A 25,288-nucleotide genomic window follows, 5' to 3' on the forward strand; every position below is an offset into this window, starting at 1 on the left:
CGTGTCGGCCAAGGATAGCGGATACCGGCGCGTTACTGACCCACCGCCACACTCGTCGACGCTTCACCCGGCGTCACGATGCTGTTCAGGTCGATGTGTTTCCACTCGGGTCTGGCCCCCAGCCGCGCGTTGAAGCGGTAGTTGAAGGTGAATGCATCCGCCGTCGCCACGCTCAGCGGTTTGCCGTACACCGCTTCGATTCCCGGCAGGTCGTAGCCCATCAACTGCAACAGGGTCGGAAAAATGTTGTAGTGACTGGAGCGATCCTTGTTCACCGCCAGTTGCGCTGACCAGTCGAGCGTCTGCAACTGCTCGCCCTGAATCACCACCAGCGGCACCAGCCCTTCTTCTTCCACCGGATCGCCGCCGCAGTGGGTGTTCAGTCCCGGATTACCGCGTTCGTGCAGATCCTGGCCGTGATCCGAGGTGTAGATCAGCAGCGCGTTGTTCAGATTGGCCTGGGCAAACACCCGCGCGAAGAACTCGCCGACATTCCACAGCACGGTGTTCTTGTAGGCATTGCGATACAGCAGCCAGTCATCCGGCTGGCCGTTGAAGCCGGTGCGCTCGCCGGTGTCGGCGACTTCCGTGAACTGCCCGCGCGGCAAGGTCGGGCGGTAGGCCATGAAGGCGTCGGGGTATTTGTCGTGCACCGGGAAATGCGCGCCGACCTTGTTGATCAGCACCAGCTCCGGCTTGCCGTCGTTGAGCAGTTCGATCAGCTTGGCGGCGGCAGCCATGTCGCGGTCGCGCACGCTGGTCTGGTCGAATTGCACGAATTCGTCGATGTCCTTTTTTTCCGCATCGTTCATCAGGTTCTGCAGATTGCCCCCGGTGCGCTGAGCGTCGATGTAGACCGTGCGCAGGCCGGCCTTTTTCGCGTACTGCCAGATCGACGGCAGCGTGCTGTTGATGCGCATGTAGTCGGCGCGGGTGCCGCCGTAACGCAGGGTGATGTTGGTGTCGGCGCTGCAATTGGCGATGGACGCCGCGTAACCGTAATTGAAGATCTGCACGCCCGGACGGACCTGCTTGAGGTTGCTGTGCACACCGAATGGCGCGTTGATGTCCAGGTAATTGCCGGAAATGCTTTCGTCGATGATCAGCACGATGTCGTGACCAACCGCCGGGCCAATGCGCGCCAGAGTCACCGGCTCACGCGGGCCGACGGTGTTGTGCAGCGCTTCGTAGCCGAACAGGTTCAGATAGGCCAGCGGCGTGTACATGATCGGCAACCCGCGAGCACCCTCGCCGGCGCGCACGAACAACACGGCGCTGAGCAGCAACACACCGCACAACGGCGCAGCGATCCGCAAGGCATTGGGCACCGGGACCGCGTGTCGTGGCTTCAGGCCAATCCCGAACAACAGCAGCAGGCCGTTGAGCAGCCCATGAATGATCGCCCCCCGATACTGATACGCCGCTTCCTGAATGAAGCCGCCGGAGTAAACCAGCGAGACAAAACTGCTATAGGTCAGGTAATCGGCGGTCACCCTCGTATAAACATCGAAGAACACCGCCGAAACAAACAGGGTTAATGCGAACAAATGCCGAATGAAAGTCTGACGTATATAGGCGGTTAGTAATAATGCGAAAGTCAGCGTCAAAAACATCGCGCCAAAAAGAAGTACTGCCAGACCAATACCCATCGCACTTAAGCGGTCAAGGTAATATTCTGAATAAAGCAATAGATAAATAATTAAAAGCAGTTCTTTCAGATATCGAAACATGGCGATTCCGGGTGTGTCCGACGAGGCATTGTCAAGGGTTTGTCGGTCAAAACCTGACACTAGCACCGGGCCATTAAAGCGCAAGAAATGTCGGACATTATCAAAAAGCGTCAAAAAACTGTTGACTCAAATCTGACACACCCAAGTCGTTAAAACCCTTGAATTTCGCGGCCTACGACCGTTTATCGTTTTCTTCGGAATGTGAAAAACCCGTCAAGAACGGGACAAATCCATCTACAGCAAGCACTTGATGGCCTTTCGCCCCCAAAAATGGGGGTGTTATACCCCTGCAACATGTCATTTTGCTGACACGCTTTCCCCACGCTGCGCTATACCCCTTTTGACAGTTCCATTTTCGATCTTCCATCACCGTCTTACGAGGCACGCCAATATGGACGTGAGCGTATTTGGTACGGGCTATGTTGGCCTGATACAAGCAGCCGCACTTGCCGATGTTGGACATCGCGTATTGTGCGTTGATATTGACCCGAACAAGATTAAACAACTGCAACAGGCAGTACCGCCTATTAGCGAGCCGGGTCTTTCGGCAACTTTGGAAGAAAATATCAAGGCCGGGCGTTTGTTGTTCAGCACCCAGGCCAGCGATGCGGTGGAACGTGCCGGGCTGATCTTCATCGCCGTGGGCACGCCGGCCGACGAAGACGGCTCCGCCGACCTCAGCCATGTGCTCAACGTGGCGCGGCAGATCGCCAGTTTCATGGAAGACGATCGGACGCTGATCATCAAATCCACGGTGCCGGTCGGCACGGCGGATCAGGTGCTGCACACCGCTGAAGAAGAACTGCAGCGGCGCGGCAAAAATGGTCTGGCGGTGCGAGTAGTGTCCAACCCGGAATTTCTCAAGGAAGGCAGCGCCCTCGCCGACTGCATGCGCCCGGACCGGATCATCGTCGGCACCCGCGATGAACTGGCCCGCGAACAGATGAGCGAGCTGTACGCGCCGTTCTGCCGCAACCACGAAAAACTGATGTTCATGGACAACCGCAGCGCCGAGCTGACCAAGTACGCGGCCAACGCGATGCTCGCCACCCGCATCAGTTTCATGAACGAACTGGCCAACCTCACCGAACTGCTCGGCGCCGACATCGAAGCGGTGCGCAAGGGCATCGGCTCCGATCCGCGCATCGGCTATCACTTCATCTACCCGGGCTGCGGCTTCGGTGGCTCGTGCTTTCCCAAGGACCTGCGCGCCCTGCTGCACACCGCCGAACACAACGGCATGCCGCTGAAACTGCTGCGCAGCGTCACCGACGTCAACGACGCGCAACGGCACATCCTGTTCAGCAAACTCAGGGCGCAATTTCCTCAAGGCCTGGCCGGCAAGTCCATCGCGATCTGGGGTTTGGCGTTCAAGCCGAACACCGATGACATGCGTGAAGCCCCGAGTCGTTACCTGATGGAAGCGCTGTGGGCCGAAGGCGCCAGCGTGCAGGCCTATGATCCGGAAGCGATGTCCGAGTGCCGTCGCCTTTACGGTTACCGCAATGACCTGCACCTGTGCGCCACCCGCGACGACACCCTGGAGGATGCCGACGCCCTGGTGATTTGCACCGAGTGGAAGAATTTCCGCGTGGTGGATTTCGAGCTGCTGGCCAGCAAGCTGCGCTCGAAAGTCATCATCGACGGCCGCAACCTCTACAACCCGGAACAAGTGGCGGCCGCCGGCCTGCACTACAGCGGTATCGGCCTGCGCCACATCGCGCCCGACGGGTTGCGGCCATGAAAATCCTCGTCACCGGTGCGGCCGGGTTCATTGGTGCTCATTGCGTACTGCGGCTGGTGCGCGACGGGCATCAGGTGATCGGCCTGGACAATTTCAACGGTTACTACGATCCGCAGCTCAAGCACGATCGGGTGGACTGGGTGCGCGGACAGGTCGGGGACTTCCCGTTCGCCACGATTGATCTGGCAGACGCGTCGGCGCTTGAAGCACTGTTCAGCAGTGAACGGCCGCAAGTGGTGGTGCACCTCGCGGCGCAGGCCGGGGTGCGCTATTCGCTGGAAAATCCACGGGCCTATCTGGACAGCAATCTCGACGGTTTCCTGAACATTCTGGAGTGCTGCCGCCGGCACCCGGTCGAGCACCTGGTCTATGCCTCGTCCAGTTCGGTGTACGGCGCCAATCAGCGCACGCCCTACTCGGTACAGGACGGCGTCAATCACCCGCTGTCACTGTACGCCGCGACCAAGAAAGCCAATGAATTGATGGCGCACAGCTACAGCCACCTGTTCGGCATTGCCTGCACCGGGCTGCGGTTTTTCACGGTGTACGGGCCCTGGGGCCGGCCGGACATGTCGCCGATCCAGTTCGCCAAGGCGATCAGCGAAGGCTCGCCATTGAAGCTGTTCAACTACGGCGAGCATCAGCGCGATTTCACCTACATCGACGACATCATCGAAAGCATCGCACGCCTGATCGAGCGTGCGCCCCGGGCCAATCCCGAGTGGAACCGCGAGCAACCCGACCCGGCCAGCAGCATGGCGCCGTGGCGCTTGTTCAACATCGGCGGCCAGCACCCGGTGGCGCTGAAAACCTACCTCGCCCTACTGGAAAAACACCTCGGTCAGAAAGCCGTGGTCGAGCTGCTGCCGCTGCAACCGGGCGACGTACTCAATACCTGCGCCGAGGCCAGCGATCTGGCCCAGGCCACCGGGTTCCAGCCCCGGATAGAGCTGGATGAGGGACTTCGGCGGTTCATCGCCTGGTTCCGCGATTACTACCCCACTGCCTATCGCCCACGCGCCGCTCGCGGCTGAACATCAGCGGAGGACTCCATGACTGGACATGAGAAAGGTGTACCGATGCAACAATTGGTCCGTGATAAACGCATGGATCCGGAACAGCGAATGCGCCTGGACGCGGCCATCCACCGCCAGGGCCAGGGCTGGATGACCGGTCGCGACGGCGGTCGCCCATGGCAGCTGTCGCGCACCAATCGGGTGGTCGCCTGTCTCGGCGCACTGATGATTTTGCTGATGATTTCGCCGCTGCTGATCGGTCTGGCGCTGGCCATCAAATTCACCAGCAAGGGCCCGGTGATGTTCGTGCAAAAACGCACCGGTTATCGCGGGCGCAAATTTGGCATGTACAAGTTCCGGACCATGGTCGCCAACGCCGAAGAGCTCAAGGAGTCACTGCGCCACCTGAACAAGCACGGTGCCGACGCCATCGACTTCAAGATCGACCAGGACCCGCGCATCACCGGGATCGGCGGTTTTTTGCGGCGCACCAGCCTCGATGAACTGCCCAACCTGATCAACGTGGTGACCGGCGACATGCGCCTGGTCGGCCCTCGCCCGACCTCGTTCAACGCCTATCGCTACAAGGACAGTCACCTCGCACGTCTGGCGATCTACCCCGGCATGACCGGTCTGTGGCAGATCTCCGGACGCAGCAATATCGACTTCGACCAGCGCGTTGAGTTGGACCTCAGCTACATCGCCGAGCAGAGCCTTCTGCTTGATCTGAAGATTCTGTTGAAAACCCCCTTCAAAGTATTCAGCGGCCACGGAGCAAGCTAATGGACGGTTCAACCAACAAAAGCCTCAGCATTGCCAGCCCCAGCGAGTCGAACCTGACTTCAACCGTGCTGGACCTGGATCTGCGGATCCTGTTCCTGACCGCCGCCAACCCCGGCGCCGGCACCACCACCAGCGCCCTGGCGCTGGCCAGTCAACTGGCGCAGATGAGCAGCGGCCAGGTGCTGTACGTCGACGCCAGCCAGTCGGCGAGCAACCTGACCCAGCAACTGAACCTGAGCAAGGAGCGCGGCCTGCGCGACCTGCTGTTCAACCCGGACAACCCGCCGCTGCTGCAGGACTGCGTGGTGCAGGTGTCGAGCCTGCCGTTTCATGTGCTGCCCAATGGCCGGCCGATCCGCACTACTGAACACCTGACTGCCGAGCGTCTGAGCCCGCTGCTGGATCAACTGGGCGCTCAGTACCGCTTTGTGGTGATCGATGGCGACGCGGTGTATTCGGCCGCCGACACGCTGGTCATCAGCACCCAGGTCGACGGTGTGGTGTTCGTGGTACGTGCCGAAGACACCCGCTGGGAAGTTGCCCAGGCAGCCGTGCAACGGTTGACCCAGGCCGGGGCCAAAGTGGTCGGCAGCGTGTTCAACCGACGCAAGTACTACATGCCTAAATGGCTCTACAAAAACCTGTAAGCAACCGCAAAGGATGACGCCATGAACGCCAGGATTCTTGTGCTGCTGATGCTGCCGCTTGCAGGCTGCTCGAGCACCTCCGAAACCCAGAACATGCCGGTGAACATTCTCACCGCCACGCCGGCCAACGCCCAGGCCACCGACATGCCGAAGGTCGAGCAGACCCTGCGCCCGCAGGATGTGCTGGACGTGATCTTCCACATCAGCACCAGCGGCTCGGACGCTTACCGCGTGCAGTCGGGTGACCAGATCGGCCTGAACTTCACCGCCGCCAGCCAGCTCAATGGCAACCAGTTGGTGCTGCCGGACGGCACCATCGAACTGCCAGGCGCCAACACGTCGGTGAAAATCGCCGGGCTGACCAGCGAAGAAGCGCGCCAGGAAATCCAGCGCGCCTACCAGCGCAAGCAGCTGTTCCAGCCCAACCGCAATCAGTTGACGGTGCAGATCATCAGCCCGCTGACCAACGAACAGAACCTGAAAAGCGCCCTCAACCACCCGGCCACCGGCATGAGCCGCGAGATCACCGTCGGCACCGACGGCTACGCCAGCTTCCCGGAAATCGGCGCCGTGCCACTGCAAGGCATGACCGTCAACCAGCTCGAAGCGTTCCTCAACAAGAAGTACGCGCAACTGCCGGGCCGCATGACCGTGGACGTGCTGCTCAAGTCCACCGCCGGCAATGAAATCTATGTGCTGGGCGAGGTCGGCCAGCCGGGTTCCTACCCGATCCGCCGGCCGGTGTCGGTGCTGGAGGCGCTGACCCTGGCGCGCGGCACCAACGTCAAGGCACGGCTGGATTCGGTGGTGATCATGCGCCGCAATGGCAATCAGGTGCAGGCCGTGCGCTACGACGTCGAGAAAGCATTGTCGGGCGAGGCGCCGCAGATCGCCTACCTGCAACCGGACGACATGCTGTACGTGCCGAAAACCAAACTGGCCAGCGCCGGCGAACTCGCCCGGCAACTGGCCGACGTGGTGCTGTTCCAGGGCGTGGGCTTCAGCTTCGGCTATCGCGTCGACAACAAAGACAGCAACAACAACTGACTCTCAGGTGACCGATCATGAATCCAAAGGAAAACTACCTGCATGAGTTCTTCAGGATCTTCTTCGCCAACAAGCAGTTGGTGAAACGAGTGTTCCTGATCTTCGCAGTGATCGCGCTGGTGCTGCCGCTGCTGCTCAAACAGAGCTTCGATATCACCGCTCAGGTGATCGTGCAGTCGAAAAAACTGTCGCAGGGCGACGCCACCACGTCGCTGACTGTGGACAACGCCACCTTCATCCCGCCATCGCTGGCGGACATGGAAACCGAGAGCAACATCCTGCGTTCGCCGGCGCTGATCCGTCAGACCATCAGCGAACTGCGTGACAAGGGCGAATACACCCCGTCGCCCGGGATGTTCAACAAACTGGTGAGCGAGCCGTTCAAGCGTTACATCAGCTCGCCGCTGCGCCAGTACGTGATCAACCCGGTGCGTAACGCCCTGGGGCTTGAGACCGATCCGGTGCGCGACACTGTGCTGGATGCCCTGACCCAGCAAGCCATCGACAGCCTGAAGATCGAAACCCTGCCTGGCTCCAACGTGATCTCGATCGTCTACAGCTTCCCCGACCCGCATCAAGGCACGACTTTCGTCGCTGCCCTGTTGCAGAACTACCTGGTGAGCCGTCAGGCGCTGCAATCGATCGATCTGCCGCAGTCCTTCTACGAAACCAAGAAGCATCTCTATCAGGTGCGCCTCGATGGACTGGAAGGCAATCGTCAGGCGCTGCTGGAAAGCGTCGGCGCGTCGGATCCGAAGGAGGAAATCACCTTCCGCCTCAACGCGATCAACACCGAAGAGCAGGCGCTGAACCTGTACCGCGACCGCCTGCTGCAGAGCCAGCGCTGGCTCGAATACCTCAAGACCGCGCTGGCCGCCGCCAGTAACAGCAAACTCAACGACTACACCTTCCCCTACACCTTCACCACCACCGTCGACAACGTGGCGTTCGAGGATCGGGAAATCAAACAGATGGGCGAGCAACTGACCACCCAGGTCAGCCGCTACATGAACGATCTGGCAGTGTTCCAGCCCGGCAGCGAACCGATGTTGCTGACCCGCGAGCAGATTGCCCGCACCCGCCAGCAGTTCCTCAAGGTGGTGAGCAACCGTATCCAGGAACGCACCAACGATCTGGCGGTGGTTCAGCAGGTGATCGATCAGAAAACCGCGCGCATCGCCGAGTTCAAGAACCGCATCCACGAGCTGCAGCAAACCCAGAGCAAGCTGCGGCAGATGGACACCGAAATCGATGCCCTGCACGCCGCGTTCTCGACCTACGCCCAGCGTTTTGCTGAAAGCAGCACCACCCGCTCGCTGAGCGATGACCTGTCCAACGCCCGGGTGTTGAGCCCGCCGTTCGAGCCGACCGAAGCGGCGTTCCCCAAACCGATGCTGATCATTCCGTTCGGGTTGTTCACCGGTCTGCTGCTGGCGATTGCACTGGTCTACGTGCGTGAGTTCTTCGACCACCGCTTCAAACACCCGGCGCAAATCAGCCACGAGCTGGGCCTGCCGGTGCTGCTGGTGATCAACGACCAGAACGCGCAGCCGAGCAACCCGCACAAGAACTGGACCGTGCCGAGCTTTGTGCACTGGGTGCGCAATTGAACACGCCGTCCGCCCCGAACGCCGCCCTGCCGATCATGCATTTGCTCAGCAGCGGTGGCTTCTACGGGGCCGAGCGGATGTTGCTCGATCATTGCCTGGCGACGCCGGGGCAGCACCAGGTGCTGTTCCTCGATGCGCCGCCGGAACTGATCGCGCGCTTTCGCGAGGCCGGTGTCGACGCACAAGGCTGCGCAGGGCTGGCTGCCCTGCTGCGGCACTTGCGTCAGCGGCGCGGTGAACGTCCGTTGATCAACACTCACAATTTCAAGGGCCTGTTGTTCGGCTGGGTCGGCGCCACGCTGTTGCGCCTGCCGCTGGTGATCACCCAACACGGCTTCACCCCGCGCAGCCGCAAGCAAAAGTTCTACACCTGGCTGAGCCTGCAACTGTGCCGCACCGCGTCGGTGGATCGGGTGGTGTGCGTCGCCGAAAGCATCGCGGTGCTGCACCGTCAGGCCAGCGTGCGTGCGGAAAAGTTGCAAGTGATCCCCAACGGATTGCCGGCGGCGGCCGCCTTTCCTTGCGACGCGCCAGGACCCCGCTGGCTCGCCGGTTACGTCGGACGCTTGAGCAGTGAGAAAGGCCCGGATCTGTTTCTCGACGCACTGATCCCGCTGTGTCATCAGCACTCGCAACTCGACGCGGTGATGCTCGGCGACGGCCCGGAACGCGAAGACTTGCAGGCGCGGATCGACGCCGCCGGTTTGCAGCGGCGCATCCGGTTGCCGGGTTACCAGACCGACATGCGTCACTGGTGGCAGCAACTCGATGCACTGGTGATCAGCTCGCGCACCGAGGGCACGCCGATGATTCTGCTGGAAGCGATGCAGGCCGGGGTGCCGGTGGTGGCATTCGGCGTCGGCGGAATTCCCGATGTGCTGGAGCACCGCCACAACGGCTTGCTCGCCGCCCCCACCGACAGCGCCGCCCTCGCCCGTCAGCTCGACACCTTGCTGTCCGAGCCCGGACTGGCACGGCAACTGCGCGATAACGCAAAACGCACGCAACAGGACCGCTACGACCTCAAGGCCCTCGCCGAACGCTGGTCGCAGCTGTACATCCGCACGGCACGGGAGGCACGCGCATGATTTTCCCGCTCTCGATCGTCAGTCTGTTGGGTCTGGCCTGCATTGCTCTGCTGGCCAGTCCCTGGCCCTACCTCGCGCCGGGTGCAGTGCTCGGTCTGGTGGGGTTCGCGGTGTTGTACCGCAAACCGACCTGGGGCCTGCTCGGCATTGCCGCCTTGGTACCGTTCGAGGGTTTCTTCAAGGACAGTTCGCTGTCCGGCAGCAAACTGATCGGTGCTTCGCTGGCCCTGATCCTGATGCTGCAACTGGCGATGCACCAGATTCCCTCGGATCGCCTGCGCAGCAATATCTGGCGCTTTCTGATCGCCTTCATGACCCTGTACTTTCTCAGCCTGCTCAACACTGACGATATGGGCATGTCGCTCGGTCATCTGCGGGAAATCAGCGTCGGCCTGATTCTGTTCGTCATCACCCTGCTGATCGGCCGCGAGCTGAACCTCGACCTGTTCGCCCGGCTGGTGACCCTGGCCGTCAGCACGACCTGCGCCATGGCCATGTTCTCCACCAAATTCCAGGATCAGGGCCGCGCCGCCGGCCTGCTCGAAGACCCCAACGCTTTCGCCCTGCTCATCGCGTTCGCCATTCCGCTGGGGCTGCTGCTGGTGATCCGCAGCCCGAACCTCTTGCATCGGCTGTTCTGGGGCGGTTGCTGCCTGCTGTTGCTCGGCGGCATGACCAAGACCGAATCGCGTTCCGGGCTGGTGGTGCTGGCCTTGAGTCTGGTGATCGGTTGCTGGCACTACCGCGCTCAACTGGCGCGGATTCGTCCACGTCACCTCGGCTTTGCCATGCTCGGCGCGGCGATCGTGATTCCGCTGGCGATCTATGCGATGCCTGCCGGTTACATCGCGCGTATCCAGTCCCTCAGCGTGTTGAGCGCCGGCGCCAAGGGGCACAACGACGAATCCCTCGGTCGCCGTGCCTCATACATCGTGGTCGGCGGCCAGATGATCCGCGAGAACCCGCTGCTCGGCTCCGGCCCCGGCACCTTCCCGCTGCACTACGCCACCACCGGTTACGCCAAAGCGTTTTCCGCCAACCGCAAGATCGGCGACCTGTATCGCCGGGCGCATAACACCTACCTGGAAATCTTCAGTGAGCTGGGGGTTCCTGCCGGCCTTATGTTCGTCGGCATGCTCGCGCTGGGCCTGTACAACCTGATGCGCGCACGCAAGGAATGGATGCTGCGGCGCAACTGGCAACAGGCAGATCTGATGACCCACCTGGGGGTGAGTTTTCTGTCACTGACGCTGTTTCTGATGTTCCTCAGCGCGCCGAACCAGAAATACCTGTGGATCATGCTCGCCATGACCAGCGTCTTGCGCCTGAAAGCCGAGCAGGCGCCGATGACGGAGGCTAAAGCATGAGCCGGATCAGTATCGTCATCCCGATGTACAACGAGGCCCGGCACATTGGCCGCACCTTGCTGGCCGCGCAAAAAGCGGCGCACGCGGCGGATGTCGAGTGTGAACTGATCGTAGTGGACAACGGATCGAGTGACGAAGGACCGCAGATTGCCCGGCAGTTCGGCGCCCATGTGCTGGTGATGCCAGGCCTGCTGATCGGTGCGCTGCGCAATCGCGGCACAGCCATTGCCACCGGGGAATGGCTGGCGTTCATCGATGCCGACATCGAAATGCCGGAAGACTGGTTGCGTCCATTGTTCGACATCGAAGCCAGCGGCCAGGCCGATGTCTTCGGTCTCGATCTGCACACCCCCGCCGCCGCGCCGTGGTACGCCGCTGCCTGGCAGCGCCGGACCTTGCGCCCGACCACCCACACCAGCCATGTCGTCGACTGGCTGCCCAGCGCCAACCTGCTGATGCGCCGGCGCTGGTTCGACAAGGTCGGCGGTTTCAACGAAACCCTGCGCACCGGCGAAGACAAGGAATTCACCCTGCGCCTGCGCGAGCACGGCGCGCGGCTGCTGTCGATCAATGAAAGTGTGGCCCTGCACTGGGGTTACGAAATGAACTGGCGCGAGTGGATGGGCAAGGAACTGTGGCGCCAGGGCAGTCACCTGCAACTGCTACGCAGCCATGGTTTCAGCCTGCGCCTGTTGCGGTTTCCGATGCTGTCGATCTTCGTCTGGATTCTCGATTTCCTGGCGATTTCCGCCCTGCTCGACGGTTTCCCCCATCACGCCGCGATCATGGTGATGCTCACGCTGGTGCCGGGGCTGGTGCTCAGCGTGCGTCAGAGCGCCAAGCACCGCAACGTCTGCCTGACCCTGCAACTGTGGGGCCTGCACTGGGTGCGCCTGCACCTGGCGGGCGCGGCGTTCATTCTCAGTCTGTGTCATTGGAACGCCAGGAGGCCTGCCCGTGGCTGAATTCATTTTCTGGATGTGCCTGCTGCTGCCGGCGTACGCCTATGTCGGCTATCCACTGCTGCTGACGCTGCTGGCGCCACTGTTTCCGGCGTGGCGCCACAGCCCGGCACCGCCGCTGAACGTCAGCATCGTCATTGCCGCCCACAATGAAGCACGGCACATCGAACACAAGCTGCGCTCGCTGCTGTCCCAGGATTATCAGCCGGCGACCCTGCAAATCATTCTGGCCAGCGACGGTTCCACCGACGCCACCGTGGCCTGCGCACACAAGGTCGTCGACCCGCGAATCACCGTGCTCGACCTGCCTCGCCAGGGCAAGGCCGCCACCCTGAATGCCGGCGCGGCGCTGGCCACGGGCGACATTCTGGTGTTCACCGACGCTGACAACCAATGGTCGCGGGAAACCCTCGGCTACCTGCTGGCGCCCCTGAGCGACCCACAGGTCGGCGCCTGCGCCGGACACATGGTGATTCCGGTCACCGGCGGCGGACTGAGCATTGGCGACAGCCTTTATCGGCACTACGAGGGCTGGTTGCGCCGGGTCGAGAACCGTACCGGCTGCATGGTCTCCGCCGACGGCGCCCTGCTCGCCCTGCGCCGCGAACTGTTCGAGAACGTGCCGGCCGAGGTCAATGACGACTTTTTCATCAGCACCTGCGCGCCAGTGAAATTCAAACGCATCGTCTACGTGCCCGAAGCGCAAGTGATCGACCACGGCGTCGACGAAGCGGACAAGCAATTCCGCCGGCGCCAGCGGGTCACGGTCGGCGGCCTGCAAAGCCTGGCGCAACGCAGTGAACTGCTGAATCCGTTCAAGCATGGGCTGTATTCGATTGCGTTGATCAGCCACAAGCTGATCCGCCGTCTGGCGCCGATCCTGTTGCTGCCGCTGCTGCTGAGCAATTTCTGGCTGTGGGAAGACCACGGTTTCTATCGCCTGAGCCTGATCGCGCAACTGCTCGGCTACGCCATTGCGATTGCCGGTCTGCTGGATTCGCAGCACCGCTTGCCCAAGCCGTTCCGCCTCGCGGCGTTCCTGCTGGTGACACTGGCGGGCATGAGCATCGGCCTGTGGCAGTTCCTGCGCGGCCAGCGTTATGCCCAATGGAACCCTGACCAAAACCGTTGAGAGGGACAGAGCCATGGCGATCAAACAACTGATTAAACGCACCAGCGGCTGGCTCTATCTCAACTCGTCCATAGGACGCAACCAGTTGCACGGCGCCGGGGTGATCCTGATGTTGCACCGGGTGCTTTCCAACGACCGCGCCGCCGACCTGCCGCACCGCAACGAACTGTGCGTCGGGCCCAAGGCCTTCGAACACTTGCTGGTGTGGCTGCGCAAGCATTTCGATTGCGTGCCGCTGATGGAGATCCTGCAACCCAATGCCCTGCGCACCGAGCGTCCGCAGGTGGCGCTGACCTTTGACGACGGCTGGCGCGACAACGCCGCCAACGCTTTTCCGCTGCTGCAGAAACATCAGGTGCCGGCGAGCATTTTTCTCTCCACCGATTTCATCGGCAGCCGGCAGCGTTTCTGGTGGGAGAGCATCGGCGAAACCCTGTGGGGCAGTCATGGTGAAAAAGCCCGCACGCACCTGATCGAATGCCTGCGTGCCGCCGGCCAGCCGTTGCCAGTGCTGCTGGATGACATCGATGTGGATCGCCGCAGTCTGACCCTGTTGCATTATCTGCAAAGCCTCAAGGCGCTCGATCCGAAGATACTCGAACGCCTGACCGACGAGTGCCCGCAAGAGTCGCAGCCCCAGGCGCTGGACTGGCATCAGGTGCGGGCGATGGAGTCTTCCGGTCTGGTGCGTTTCGGCCCGCACGGCGCCAGTCACGCGATCCTCACCGGCCTGGACGACGTGCGCCTGAGCGAAGAAATCAGCCGCAGCCGCGATGCCATGCTCAACGGCTGCAACCGTCCGCTGCCGGTGTATTGCTACCCCAACGGCGACAACGACGAGCGGGTGCGCGAACAGATCGCCAATCACGATTTCCCGTTTGCGCTGGGCACCGGCAGTGGCATCTATCGCGGTACCGGCGATCCGCTGAACCTGCCGCGCTTCGGTGTCAGCCAGCGCACAGCGCGCAATCCGCAACTGCTGTCGTGGCGGATCTATCGCGGGGCGCGGCCATGAGTCGAGGCAGTTACCTCAAGCACCTGGCGCTGAGCATGGGCACCAAACTGGCGATGATCGCCCTGCGCCTGCTGAGGAATGTGCTGCTGGCGCGAATTCTCGGCCCCAGCGAACGGGGCCTGTTCGCCCTGCTCAGCACCCTGCCCGATCTGATCAGCGCCGCCACCAGCGGCGGATTGAATTCCGCCGTGGGTTATCAGGCAGCCAAGCAGCGGCCGATGGGCTTGTTGCTCGCGCAAGTGCTGGTGTTTGGCTGTTTGCTGGCGGGTCTGCTGACCTTGCTGGTGGTGGCGCTGGTGCGCGAGTTCGGCAGTGAACTGGACGTGACCATGCAACTCGGTCTGCTGGCGTGGCTGTTGTTGCTGGCGGTGCCGTTGACCGTGCTCAAAAGTGGTCTGCTGACCTTGCACAATGCGTCCGGCGGCGTGGTCGCGTTCAATGCCTTGCGACTGGTGGAATCCCTGGCGCCGCTGTTGCTGTTTCTCGCGCTGTTCTGGATGTGGAAAGAAGCGGCCCTCGAAGCCGCGCTGATCAGTTGGCTGGCCGGCATCAGTCTGGTGGTATTGGTCGGTTGGTTGTGGCTCAAACGCGCGCAGCCGTTGCAGCTGCAATGGGATCGCGCCAGCCAGAACGAATTGCTGCGTTTCAGTGCGCGCAGTCACCCGGATCTGCTGTTCCAGCAAGTGATCCTGCGTTCCGATTACCTGTTCATCGGTGCCCTGCTGGGCAGCACTGCCCTCGGGCATTACGCGATGGCCAGCGCCGCCGCCGAATTGCTGCTGATCGTTCCGGAAGCGGTGACCACGCCGCTGATGAAACGCCTGCTGCAACAGGACGAAGGCATGGACAAGGTCACGCCGCTGGCTCTGCGCCTGACCGCCACGGTGATGCTCGGCGCCTGCCTGACCATGGCCGTGATCGGCGAATGGCTGATCGTTACCCTGTTCGGCGTCGCCTACCAACCGGCGTATCCGGCGCTGCTGGCCTTGCTGCCGGGGCTGCTGGGTCTGTGTTACGCCAGCATCCTGCGCCTGGACCTGATCGGCAAGAACCGCCCCGGCACGGTGTCGCTGCTGATGGGGCTCGGTGCGCTGCTCAATCTTGCGCTGAACCTGCTGCTGATTCCGGCCTACGGCATCGTCGGTGCAGCGGCAGCGTCGTCGATTGCCTATCTGGCGGTGACCGTGGCGATGCTGGTGTTGTACTGCCGGTTGAGCGGCGTGGCGTTCTGGCAAACCCTGATCATTCTGCCCAGCGACCTCACGCCGATGTGGCTGATGTTGCAGCGTCGGAAGGCAGCATGAAAGGCCTGGCCCTGCTGCTCGGTCTCGGCCTGTCGCTGGACGCCTTCGCGGCGTCGATGCGTTGGGGCGACATTCGCGACGGCAGTCTGTACCTGCAAGCGGATCGCCCCGACACGGTGACCGTGCGCTGGGCGCCGGCGTGGCAGGCGGAGGCCAACGAAGAGCACATCTTCCTGCTCGACGGCCGCGGCCAATTGCAGGGTGAACGCTTCATCAAGGCCAGTGAAACCCGTGGCAGCCAGAGCTGGCCGTTGGCGCCGGGCGCCGCGAGTTATCAGCTGGAGATCCCCGGCTACAGCTTCCGCAGTTATCGGGTCGAGCACGACGAAAACACCGTGGCGCTGTTCGCTCCGGCCAAAGTGCATTTCAGCGCGGAAACCCGTAACGGCGATGAGCTGTATTTCAAGGTCGCCGCGGGTGAGCACGCGATATTGGCGGGCAAGTTCCACGGCGGGGTCAGCGCCCTGCAAGCGCAGCGGGTCGGTGATGGGCAGCCCCTGACACTGGCGCTGAAACCCTATCGCGCCTATTGGCAATTCGATCAGGTGGCGTTGCCGGTCAGCGAACGCGAACAGGTCTGGCGCCTGCGTCTGCAAGGCAGCGGCAAAGCGGCGTTCTGGCTCGACGGCACGGCCAATCTGTTTGCACAGAGCCCGCAACAGCTCAAACCGCTGCGTGAAGACGACGGCCAGACGCGCCTGACCCTGCACGACAAAGTCCTCGGCCGCACCCCGGATCTGGGCATCGCCCTGCCCTACGTGATGCCGCCGCCGGCCAGCCATCCGCTGCTCGATGCGCTGAAACCGACGGCCGCCAGTTACTACAGTTTCGTCGACGTGACGGCGAGACAACCGCACTTCGAAGATGCGTTTCGCCAGGTCTATCAGGATCGCTTCGGCATTCGCCAGGACATCACCTTGCTCGCCGGCAGTCAGCGTCAGGCCGATCTGCGCGCCGACGTGCAAAGCAACAACGGCCTCGACGCCTGGCTCGCCAGTACCCGTGCGCTGGGCGGCAAAGGCACGCATTACATCGGGTTTGCCGACGAGCCCAACCTGAATTATTCGAGTTACGAGCAATACCGTTCGATCTTCACCAGCATGGCCCGGCAAGTGCGCAGCGATCCGGCCAATGCCAAAGCAGGTGTGCGCATCGCGATGCCGGCCAGTTCACGGCTGGTCAACGGCCCGTTCGCCGACAACGCGGCGAACAAGCGCGGCATCGACTGGGCCCGGCGCCTGCTCGGTGAATCCGCCGATCAGGTCGATGCGCTGGCCTGGCACGAGTGGATGATTCGCGACCTGCTCGCCACGCGCGTGTACCGCGACAGCGTGCGTCGGGCGGCGGACCTGGTCGGTCTCGACGCCAAGGGTCAACCACGCAAAGCCTTGCTGCTGGACCAGACCAACCTCTCAAGCGGCTCGAGCCTGAGCCCCTACGATCAGGAAACCCATTTCACTTCGCTGTGGTGGGCCTCGGTGGTGATCAACGCCTCCCAGGACGGCTTGCTGAGCATGCTCAACTGGTTCCAGGCCGCCGATGAGCCGCAGTACCCCAAAGGCATGTTGCGGGTGCTGGGCGATGACCGCTTCGAGTTGAAACCGGTGGGCCTGGCCCAGCAGTTCATTCAGCAGCACTGGTTGCACAACGTGCTGTGGCTGGAGAACGACGCGTTCGAAGTCGATGTGCTGGCGATGGCCGGCGACGATCAGCGAGGACTGCTCGGCGTGAACAAAGGCACGCGTTTGCAGCATGTCGATCTGGCGGGCGCCAAATGCCCGCTAAGCGGCGGCGCACTGCGCTACTTCGGTGCCGACAACCGCAGCCGCGACGCGCCGTTTCGCTGTCAGGACGGCCGCGTGCGCTTCGAACTGCCGGGACAGACCCTGTTTGCCCTGAGCTGGAGCGCCTCGTGACCGCCCCGTTGATGTCCGGCCGCGCTGGCCTGTGCCGCGCGATGACTCGTCATCAGGAGCCACGACCATGAATGTTCTGCAAAAAATCCGCGATCACATCAAACACAGAGGCCTGCGGGCCACCTTGGCCAAGGTGTGGAAACACTACGTCTTTTCTCATCAGGAACTGCTGTGGATGGAGCGCGACCTTGTCAGTCCGGTGCCACCCCACAGCCTCAAGCCCTACCCGCCGCTGCGGGTGGTGAAGATCACCCCGGACAACGTCAGCGCCTTCGCCCGCCACTTCGGCGACCGCGTCGGCACCATGGCGGAGCTTGCCCGGGAACATCACACCGGGCACATGCACCTGGACGATCAGGGCCATGCGGTGGCCTTCATCTGGGGCACCGCTCAAGACTATTTCGACCGGCACTACTACGGCTGCCTGTTCCCGGTGAAACCCGGTGAGTTCTTCGAATTCGGCGGCGAACTGACCCGTGCCTACTGGGGCACCGAACTGTCGGTGGATCTGCAACTGGAACTGTGGAAAGCCATGGCCGCCCAGGGCTGCGACAAGGTCGTGGACGTCTGCGAATTCCACAACATCCCGGCGCTCAAGCTGCATCTGCGCATGGGCTATACCGAACAGGGTCGGATCATGAACATCTACAAACTGTTCGGTCGCTGGCGCTTCTACCGCGAAACCCGCTACAACGGCTCGCGCCTGGAGGCGTTGCGCAAACCTTCCCGTCCACCTGTCACAGCAACGGCGACCTGAGCCTATGGCGCGATTCGAATGGCGCACCTCGTTGTGCGCACCTGACTTCCCGGCGGCGGCCTATGAAGCGCTGCGCCTGCGGGTGACGGATCACACGCCGTTCAACAGCCTCGACTGGCTGTGTGCGGCAGAGCAGGCGCTCGATGCGCACGAGCGACTGCATGTATTGCTGGGTTGGGAAGCGGACGAATTGTGCCTGTGCCTGCCACTGGTGGCGAGCCGTGAACGGTTTTTCGGTGTGCCGTTTCGGGTGGTGCATCACCTGGGTTATCCGCTGGCTGATCGCCTGGCGTTGTTATCACAGCTGAACGCCGACGATATGCGCCAAGCCCTGCGGCTGATTCGCCAGCGAGTGCCCCACGCCCTGCTGCAACTCAACGAAATCGCCGAGCCGGTCGGCGCCGAAAGCGTGCTCAGCGAATGGATGACCCACAGCTCCACCGGCGAACGTCGCTTGAGCTGCCGGGTGCCGGTGCACCTGATCAGCGACGCCGACCGCCAGGAAGTCTCGGGCGACCCGCGCTACAAACTGCGCCGGGCGCGCAAGCGTATTGCCGCGTGCGGCGCCGAAGTCCGGCGGATCACGCCCGACGCGACCAGCATGGGCCCGTTGCTGCAGGTCATCAGCGAAGTCGAAGCGGTGAGTTGGAAAGGTGACGAAGGCGTCGGGATCTTTGCCAGCGAGCGCAGCCGCCGTTGCATGGAAAACGCTTTCACCGCCCTCGCCGCTTCGGATCGGGTGCGCGTGGTGATGCTGGAACTGGACGGGCGTTGCATCAGCTATCGGCTCGGCCTGCTCGAGCAGGGCCGGCTCTACGATTACAACCTCGCCTTCCTGCCGCAGTACGCCGATCTGGGCAGCGGCCGGGTGCTGCTGGAGGAATGGATTCGCTGGGGGCTGGACGACAACTGGCGCTGGATCGATGCCTCGCGGGTCAGCCTGGAAAACTCCAGCCATCAACTGCACGAACGCATGACCGGGCAACTGGAACACTGGCGCTGGAGCTTCTACTCCTGGCGCCCGAGCGGGCTGCTGCTGGGGTTCGGGCTGCGCGTCTGGCACCGGCTCAAGCCTGGGTTGCAACAATGGCGGGCGAAGCGTGCGGCGGCCAGAGCGGCGGTCATTGCGACACCTGTGATCAACCCCACCAAGGAGGGCGAACATGCCTCGCCAAGTCATAGTCAACGCTGACGATTTCGGCCTCAGTCCGAACGAAAACGCGGTGATCCTCGGCGCGTTCCAGGCCGGGGTCATCAGTTCCGCCACGGCGATGGCCAACATGCCGGCGTTCGAAGCAGCCTGCGCCATGGCCCGGCTGCCGTTGCTGGAAGGCCGGATCGGCCTGCACTTCAACCTGACCTACGGTCGGCCCTTGAGCCGGGCCATTCTCCAGCGTCGCACCTTCTGCGACAGCCACGGCGTGTTCGACCTCAACCTGCCTCGCCACAGCCTGTGGCTGGGCCGCGAAGACCGCGAGGCGGTGCAGGAAGAATTGCAGGCGCAGTGGCAGCGCTGCGTCGATCATGACGTGCGTCCCAGCCACCTCGATTCGCATCAGCACGTGCACAACATCTGGCCGATCGGCGAGATCGTCGCGCGCTTCGCTGCCCACCAAGGCGTGCCCGTGCGCCTGGCGCGCAACCTGGGGCAAAACCTCAGCCTGCCCAAACGCGTGTTCAAGGGCCTGCTCAACCGTCGTTTGCAGGGACTGGCCGGGGTCACTGCCGATTACGTCTGCACCCCGGTGGACCTGCGCAACGCTGCTGCGCCGACCGACGGCGTGCTGGAAATCGTCGCCCATCCGAACCAGCTCGGGGCGGATTTCGGTGACGCTTATCTGCAACCCGGAGAGTCCCTGAGCCGCGTGCTAGAGCTGCAGCTGGCGGGGGTTCCACGGGTTTCCTATGCCGATCTGAACAAGGAATTTCTACGCGGTGCCGAGGCACTCTGAACCGTTACACAACTTGCAATACATTCAAAGCTGGCGCTTTGACATGAACTTGCAGGGCTGATCTATACCCACAAAAGCGTCATCCACAACACCCGGGCTCCGGCCTCGGAGGGCATCATGAACGTCATTGAAAAGCTGCGTGAACGTATCAAGCAAAAAGGCCTGGGCCGCACCTTCGGCACGTTGTGGAAACGCTACGTGTTCTTCCATTGGGAACTGTTGTGGATGGAGCGCGACCTGGTCAGCCCGGTACCGCCGCACAAGCTGCGCCCCTACGACGGTCTGCGCAAAGTCGACATCACCGCCGAGAATGCCGGCGCGTTCGCCAGGCACTTCGGTGACCGGGTGCAGACCATGGCCGAACTGGCCGACGAAGGCCACACCGGGCACATGTACCTGGACGCCGACGGCCATGCGGTCGGGTTCATCTGGGGCAGCAGTCGTGACTACCACGACCGCCACTATTACGGCTGCACCTTCCCGGTCAAACCCGGCGAGTTCTTCGAGTTCGGCGGCGAAATGACCCGCGCCTACTTCGGCAGCAGCCTGTCGGTGGACGTTCAGGTCGCCCTCTGGGAAGCCATGGCCGCCCAGGGCTGCAACAAAGTGGTGGACGTCTGCGAAACCCACAACATCCCGGCGCTGAAACTGCACATCCGCATGGGCTATCACGAACAGGGCCGCGTCACCCACGTCTATTGCCTGTTCGGCAAATGGCGGTTCTTCCGTGAAACCCGCTACGAAGGCTCACGCCTCGATCCGCTGCGCAAGCCGGGACGGCCGGTGGTGACGGCGGCTGCGCAGGCTTGAAATTTGTGGCGGCTTTGCAGCCGCCATCGCGGGCAAGCCCGCTCCCACAGGATTTATGTCGACCACAAAATACGTGATTGCCGTAGATCCCTGTGGGAGCGGGCTTGCCCCGGGCGGCGATCCGACGATAGGGCCAGTCGCCGCACCTCAATTGTCAGGTCAGGACTTCACCCCCACCCACGTAAAACACATCGGCATCTGCGCCTCGCGGTTCTGGTACTGGTCATAGGCTTCTTCCCGGTTTGAGTGCGGGTATTCCTTGAAGTGCGTGATGGTCAGGCCGGCCTCGAGGGCGGCGGTGAAGATCGCGCCGAGGGTGTGCGCGAACCAGTAAGACTTCGCCGCCGGCTGTTCGACCTTGCCGACGTAGACGATCGGTTCTTCCTGCACGAACGGTTCTTCGCGGAAATACGAGCTGGCGAGGCGAAACGGGTCTTCGGCCTCGGGGTCGACCATTTCCAGGAACGGGTGGGTCTCGTAGATCACCAGTTGTCCGCCCGGTTTGAGGGTCGAGGCGACGTGGCGAAAGAACTCGCCGATGTCAGGCATCCAGCCAAAGACGCCGATGGTGATCAGCGCAACGTCGAAACGGGCGCGCAGCGATTCGGGCAAATGATGAATATCGGCTTCGATGAACTCGGCGTTATGCGGCGAACGCTTGTTCAGTTCGCGGGCCTGTTCGAGAAACGCGCTCGACTGATCGATGCCGACCACGCTCCGTGCGCCGAGGGCAAACAGCGAAAGGCTTTCGCGACCGTTGTTGCAACACAACTGCACAACGTCTTTGCCATCGACACCGACCTGCTCGAGCAAGCCGCGAAGGGTGTCGTCGAGGCAGGAAAAATCGGCCTGCGCAACTTCGGTCAGCAAGGCCTGCCACTCGGGGGAGTCCTGGTGATGACGGGCGGAATCATTCCACGCCTGTCGATTGCTCTCGACGGCGTTTTTATTGTTCGGCACTTCCATGGCGCACTCCGGGCGATGCTCACCATTGAGCGGCCCGAGTCTAGTTCAGCCTCGCGCAACAGGTTGTTGCGAACTTGTAAGCCGACCACGCCTGCAACAACGCCGTGCACCACGGGCAGCTATAGTTAACAACCTTGGGGAAATCCGCTTCCACAGGTGCTGCCATGGGAATGTTCAATCGACTGCTGTTGTCCGCCTGTCTGCTCGCCGCCGCCCAGGCGCAGGCGCTGGACAGCAATTTCAACTACTACGGGGCGGACCAGCCCTTTGCCCACCCTGCTCCACCGTCGCTGTCGGCCCAGCCGCCCCGGCCGTTCGATGACACGCCGCCGCAGGATTTCATCGTCATCCCGGATCGCCGTGTTTTCCAGGACTCGCAACTGCCGACCGTGGCCGATGCGACGGTGCGGGTGTTTATCCGCACCTACGATGCCGAGCGCGGCATTTACGTCAACGACGAGGTGCTGGACCCGACGTGCGTGCTGGAATGCCTCGGCTCGCCGAATCCACGCAGCACCGCCGTTTACCACTGACGCTTGTCCGGCCGCGCCAGGCCGAGCTTTTCGATGCGGTAGCGCAGCATGTCGCGGCTCAGGCCCAGCAGGCGCGCCGATTTGGTGACGTTCCAGTCGGTCTTGTCGAGCATCTTGCGCACCATGTCGCGCTCGACTTCCGGCAGGTTCATCGATTCGGTGTTGCTCGCCGGACGCGGTTCGAAGTGCGGGTGCTGCACCTCGTGCTGATGCTGCGGTGGCAGCTCATCGCACAGGCTCATGCACACGTTCAGTTGATGAGCGGCGATGGTGTCGTTTGGCGCCAGCAGCACGGTTTGTTCGAGCATGTTGCGCAGCTCGCGCACGTTACCCGGCCAGGTGTAACTGAGCAGCAGTTCTTCGGCCTGATCGCTGAAATGCAGGTTCGGTTTGCCATAGCGCTTGCCGTGACTGGCGAGGAAGTGCCGGGCCAGCAGCAGGATGTCTTCGCCACGGGCGTACAGACGCGGCACCTTGATCGAGATGATCCGCAGCCGGAAAAACAGATCGCGGCGGAACTTGCCCTGCTGGACCATCTGTTCAAGGTTGCAATTGGTGGCGCTGATCACCCGCAGGTTGACCTTGCGCTCCTTCACCGAGCCGACCCGGCGAATGGTGCGATCCTCCAGCAATTTCAGCAGCTTGGCCTGGAGCACCAGATCCATTTCACCGATTTCATCGAGAAACAGCGTGCCGCCATCTGCGGCTTCCACCAGCCCGACCCGGCGGTCCTTGGCATCGGTGAACGCGCCTTTCTCGTGACCGAACAGCTCCGACTCCACCAGGTTGGCCGGAATCGACGCGCAGTTGAATTCAATGAACGGGCCTTTGCTGCGCGCACCGTCGAAATGCAGCGCACGGGCAACCAGCTCCTTGCCGGTACCGGTTTCGCCCTCCACCAGCACCGGCGGCAGATCGCCGTTGGTCATGCGCCGCTCGGCTTCGAGCAACTGACCGATGGTGTTCTTCAAATGCAGCATCGGCGCCGATTCGCCGATCAGCGCCTGTACTCCGGATTTCTGCGCCTCACGCTCCTGATAGAACGACAGCGTGCGCTCCATCCGTTCGGTGGCCAGGGCCTTGTCCAGCAGCAGTTTGAGTTCCGGCAGCGCGACCGGTTTGGTGACGTAATGAAAGGCGCCCTCCTTCATCGCGACCACCGCGTCTTCGACGTTGCCGTAACCGGTCATCATGATCACTTTCAGGTCCGGCGCGCTGATGCGCAGCTTCTGGATCAGATCGTGACCGCTCATGCCCGGCAGCGAGTTGTCGGTCAGGACGATGTCCGGCATGAAGCTTTCCAGTTGCCCCAGCGCGTCCTCGGCCGAGTGGCAGACCGTCACCTCGAAGTCCTTGCGCTCCAGGTAGGTCTGAATATTCTCGGCCAGCAGTTCGTCATCCTCGACCAGCAGAATGCTGTGTTCCATATTCCCCTCCCGATGCCACTCTAAAGTTGAGACTGACGCGGGTTCCTTCCTGCTCGCGGCTGGTCAGCATGACCGAACCCTGAAACCGCTCCATGATTCGCTTGACCAGCGCCAGGCCGACCCCGAGGCCGCCCTGCTTGGTGGTGAAAAACGGTTTGAACACCAGTTGTTGCTGCTGCGCGCTCATGCCTTTGCCAGTGTCGCTCAGGGTCATGCGCACCTGACCGGTCTGCGCCGTTTCAATCTCGACACTGAGTACGCCGCCTCTGGGCATCGCTTCCAGGGCATTGGCAAACAGGCTATTGAGAATTTGCGTGAGCAGCACCTGTTGACTGACCACCGGCGGGCAATCTTGTGGTGCGAATCGCACTTCGACGCCATTGCGCCGGATCAACGCATCAAACGCCCCCAGGGTGTCCTCGACCGCCGCCAGCAGGTCCACCGCCTCGCCGTCGTCACTCATCGGGCGCAACGACACCAGCAGTTCGCGAACCCAGCGCGACATGCGGTCGACCTGGCTGATGATGTCGCCGATGTTGCGCTGTGCGCCGGGGCTGGCGATTTCCTGGGCCAGTTCGGCGCTGGAACGAATGGTCGCCAGCGGGTTGCGCAGGCTGTGGGCCACCGCCGAAGACATCTCGCCCAGAGCGACAAAGGTTTCATTGCTGATCAGTTGCTGCTGCTGGCTTTGCAGCAGCGTCGAGGCGCGCCGTACGATCCAGAACAACCCGAGGTAAATCGCCGCGCCGCCGAGGATCGTCGCAGCCCAGATCGAGGCGAACCCTCGGTCGATACGGTCGACCAGATCCGCCGGTTCCTTGTAGATCTCGACCATGGCGACCACTTTGCTTTTGTCGGCGTTGAACATCGGAATGTAGTTTTCGATGAACAGGTATTTGGGTTCGCGAGAAAGCCGCTGCTCGGGTTTTTCATCGTCGATCTTGTGATAACTGGAAGACACCGGGACTTTCATCTCGAACGACTCATCCAGCTCGTCGTCGTCTTCAAACTTGACGTTGATCAGTTCGGGGTTGGTCGACCAGATGACCGTGCGGTCCAGGGCGTACACCGTGGCCAGCAGAACATCCGGCAAATGTTCGACATGATCGAGAAACTCGGCACGGGCCATTGCATGGGACAGCGGATCGACGTCGGGGTAGTTCCCGTCCTGGCGCGAGTCGAGCATCTCGCCCATGGTCCGTTGCGGCGTGATGTTGGCATGGCGCATTTCCGCATCGCCGATGGCCTGCACGAATTGCGCGGTGAGCAGCGCATCGCGCTCCACGCTTTCGGTGACCACGAAGCGCGTGGAGATATACCCCAGCCCCAGCGCCACGGCCGCGATGATGAAAAAACTGGCCAGCGAGAACCAGCGCAGCAGATTGAACTGCCCGCCCCAACTCTTGATGGCTGCCAACGCTATGTTCGGCGCTGCTGTTTTTTGTTCTTCCAGTTGCTGCATGGGATTGCCCTGGCTTTTTT

At 62.2% G+C, this 25,288-nt stretch carries 22 protein-coding genes; 18 read left to right on the forward strand and 4 right to left on the reverse strand.

The window, feature by feature from the left end:
• Positions 1–32: 32 nt before the first annotated feature.
• Positions 33–1,730: a sulfatase-like hydrolase/transferase gene (locus tag CAF77_RS15390; RefSeq protein ID WP_085655710.1), complete on the reverse strand. Its 1,698-nt coding sequence runs from the start codon at positions 1,728–1,730 to the stop codon at positions 33–35.
• A 391-nt stretch (positions 1,731–2,121) separates the two neighbouring features.
• Here CAF77_RS15390 and CAF77_RS15395 point away from each other — a divergent pair, with 391 nt between their 5' ends.
• The 17 genes from CAF77_RS15395 (at position 2,122) to CAF77_RS15475 (ending at position 20,880) form a co-directional block, all read left to right on the forward strand.
• Positions 2,122–3,474, forward strand: coding sequence for a UDP-glucose/GDP-mannose dehydrogenase family protein (locus CAF77_RS15395; protein WP_064378941.1), 1,353 nt, complete (start codon positions 2,122–2,124; stop codon positions 3,472–3,474).
• The gene (locus tag CAF77_RS15400) at positions 3,471–4,508 is read left to right on the forward strand and encodes an NAD-dependent epimerase (protein WP_064378940.1); all 1,038 of its coding nucleotides are present in this window, start codon (positions 3,471–3,473) and stop codon (positions 4,506–4,508) included. The genes CAF77_RS15395 and CAF77_RS15400 overlap by 4 nt, the downstream gene beginning before the upstream one ends.
• Before the next feature lie 18 nt (positions 4,509–4,526).
• On the forward strand, positions 4,527–5,273 hold the full coding sequence (locus CAF77_RS15405) for a sugar transferase (RefSeq protein WP_064378939.1): 747 nt from the start codon (positions 4,527–4,529) through the stop codon (positions 5,271–5,273).
• Entirely contained in the window at positions 5,273–5,920 is a 648-nt protein-coding gene (locus CAF77_RS15410; protein WP_011333467.1) for a CpsD/CapB family tyrosine-protein kinase, read from the forward strand. The genes CAF77_RS15405 and CAF77_RS15410 overlap by 1 nt, the downstream gene beginning before the upstream one ends.
• Positions 5,921–5,941: 21 nt before the next feature.
• Entirely contained in the window at positions 5,942–6,967 is a 1,026-nt protein-coding gene (locus CAF77_RS15415; protein ID WP_064378938.1) for a polysaccharide biosynthesis/export family protein, read from the forward strand.
• A 17-nt stretch (positions 6,968–6,984) separates the two neighbouring features.
• Positions 6,985–8,577, forward strand: a complete 1,593-nt coding sequence (locus CAF77_RS15420) for a Wzz/FepE/Etk N-terminal domain-containing protein (RefSeq protein ID WP_064378937.1) — start codon at positions 6,985–6,987, stop codon at positions 8,575–8,577.
• 35 nt (positions 8,578–8,612) lie between these two features.
• A complete protein-coding gene (locus CAF77_RS15425) occupies positions 8,613–9,665 on the forward strand; it encodes a glycosyltransferase family 4 protein (RefSeq protein WP_371915556.1) in 1,053 nt (350 codons plus the stop codon).
• Positions 9,662–11,032 carry an O-antigen ligase gene (locus CAF77_RS15430; protein WP_064378935.1) on the forward strand — a complete coding sequence of 457 codons (1,371 nt, stop codon included), beginning with the start codon at positions 9,662–9,664 and terminating at the stop codon, positions 11,030–11,032. The genes CAF77_RS15425 and CAF77_RS15430 overlap by 4 nt, the downstream gene beginning before the upstream one ends.
• Complete coding sequence (locus CAF77_RS15435) at positions 11,029–11,997, forward strand: glycosyltransferase (protein WP_064378934.1); 969 nt, start codon at positions 11,029–11,031, stop codon at positions 11,995–11,997. The genes CAF77_RS15430 and CAF77_RS15435 overlap by 4 nt, the downstream gene beginning before the upstream one ends.
• Complete coding sequence (locus tag CAF77_RS15440) at positions 11,990–13,126, forward strand: glycosyltransferase (RefSeq protein WP_064378933.1); 1,137 nt, start codon at positions 11,990–11,992, stop codon at positions 13,124–13,126. The genes CAF77_RS15435 and CAF77_RS15440 overlap by 8 nt, the downstream gene beginning before the upstream one ends.
• 13 nt (positions 13,127–13,139) lie before the next feature.
• A complete protein-coding gene (locus tag CAF77_RS15445) occupies positions 13,140–14,141 on the forward strand; it encodes a polysaccharide deacetylase family protein (RefSeq protein ID WP_064378932.1) in 1,002 nt (333 codons plus the stop codon).
• Positions 14,138–15,445 (forward strand): lipopolysaccharide biosynthesis protein, encoded by a 1,308-nt coding sequence (locus tag CAF77_RS15450; RefSeq protein WP_064378931.1) that lies wholly within the window; start codon positions 14,138–14,140, stop codon positions 15,443–15,445. The genes CAF77_RS15445 and CAF77_RS15450 overlap by 4 nt, the downstream gene beginning before the upstream one ends.
• A complete protein-coding gene (locus CAF77_RS15455; RefSeq protein WP_064378930.1) occupies positions 15,442–17,361 on the forward strand; it encodes a hypothetical protein in 1,920 nt (639 codons plus the stop codon). Before CAF77_RS15450 ends, CAF77_RS15455 begins: the two co-directional genes overlap by 4 nt.
• 67 nt (positions 17,362–17,428) lie before the next feature.
• Positions 17,429–18,118, forward strand: a complete 690-nt coding sequence (locus tag CAF77_RS15460; RefSeq protein ID WP_064378929.1) for a GNAT family N-acetyltransferase — start codon at positions 17,429–17,431, stop codon at positions 18,116–18,118.
• A 4-nt stretch (positions 18,119–18,122) separates the two neighbouring features.
• Positions 18,123–19,310: a GNAT family N-acetyltransferase gene (locus CAF77_RS15465; RefSeq protein ID WP_064378928.1), complete on the forward strand. Its 1,188-nt coding sequence runs from the start codon at positions 18,123–18,125 to the stop codon at positions 19,308–19,310.
• Entirely contained in the window at positions 19,282–20,070 is a 789-nt protein-coding gene (locus tag CAF77_RS15470) for a ChbG/HpnK family deacetylase (protein ID WP_085655717.1), read from the forward strand. Before CAF77_RS15465 ends, CAF77_RS15470 begins: the two co-directional genes overlap by 29 nt.
• Before the next feature lie 117 nt (positions 20,071–20,187).
• Entirely contained in the window at positions 20,188–20,880 is a 693-nt protein-coding gene (locus CAF77_RS15475; protein ID WP_064378926.1) for a GNAT family N-acetyltransferase, read from the forward strand.
• Positions 20,881–21,039: 159 nt separating this feature from the next.
• Here the strand turns inward: CAF77_RS15475 and CAF77_RS15480 are convergent, their stop codons facing one another.
• On the reverse strand, positions 21,040–21,846 hold the full coding sequence (locus CAF77_RS15480; RefSeq protein ID WP_064378925.1) for a class I SAM-dependent methyltransferase: 807 nt from the start codon (positions 21,844–21,846) through the stop codon (positions 21,040–21,042).
• 164 nt (positions 21,847–22,010) lie between these two features.
• Here CAF77_RS15480 and CAF77_RS15485 point away from each other — a divergent pair, with 164 nt between their 5' ends.
• Positions 22,011–22,379 (forward strand): hypothetical protein, encoded by a 369-nt coding sequence (locus CAF77_RS15485; RefSeq protein WP_064378924.1) that lies wholly within the window; start codon positions 22,011–22,013, stop codon positions 22,377–22,379.
• On the opposite strand, the gene CAF77_RS15490 is transcribed toward CAF77_RS15485, so the two are convergent.
• Both CAF77_RS15490 and CAF77_RS15495 read right to left on the reverse strand, forming a co-directional pair.
• Positions 22,370–23,806 (reverse strand): sigma-54 dependent transcriptional regulator, encoded by a 1,437-nt coding sequence (locus CAF77_RS15490; RefSeq protein WP_064378923.1) that lies wholly within the window; start codon positions 23,804–23,806, stop codon positions 22,370–22,372. The genes CAF77_RS15485 and CAF77_RS15490 overlap by 10 nt on opposite strands.
• Positions 23,775–25,268 (reverse strand): HAMP domain-containing sensor histidine kinase, encoded by a 1,494-nt coding sequence (locus tag CAF77_RS15495; RefSeq protein WP_064378922.1) that lies wholly within the window; start codon positions 25,266–25,268, stop codon positions 23,775–23,777. Before CAF77_RS15495 ends, CAF77_RS15490 begins: the two co-directional genes overlap by 32 nt.
• Between the last annotated feature and the right edge of the window lie 20 nt (positions 25,269–25,288).

This window comes from Pseudomonas sp. R15(2017) (genome assembly GCF_002112685.1).
Taxonomy (GTDB): domain Bacteria; phylum Pseudomonadota; class Gammaproteobacteria; order Pseudomonadales; family Pseudomonadaceae; genus Aquipseudomonas; species Aquipseudomonas glycinae.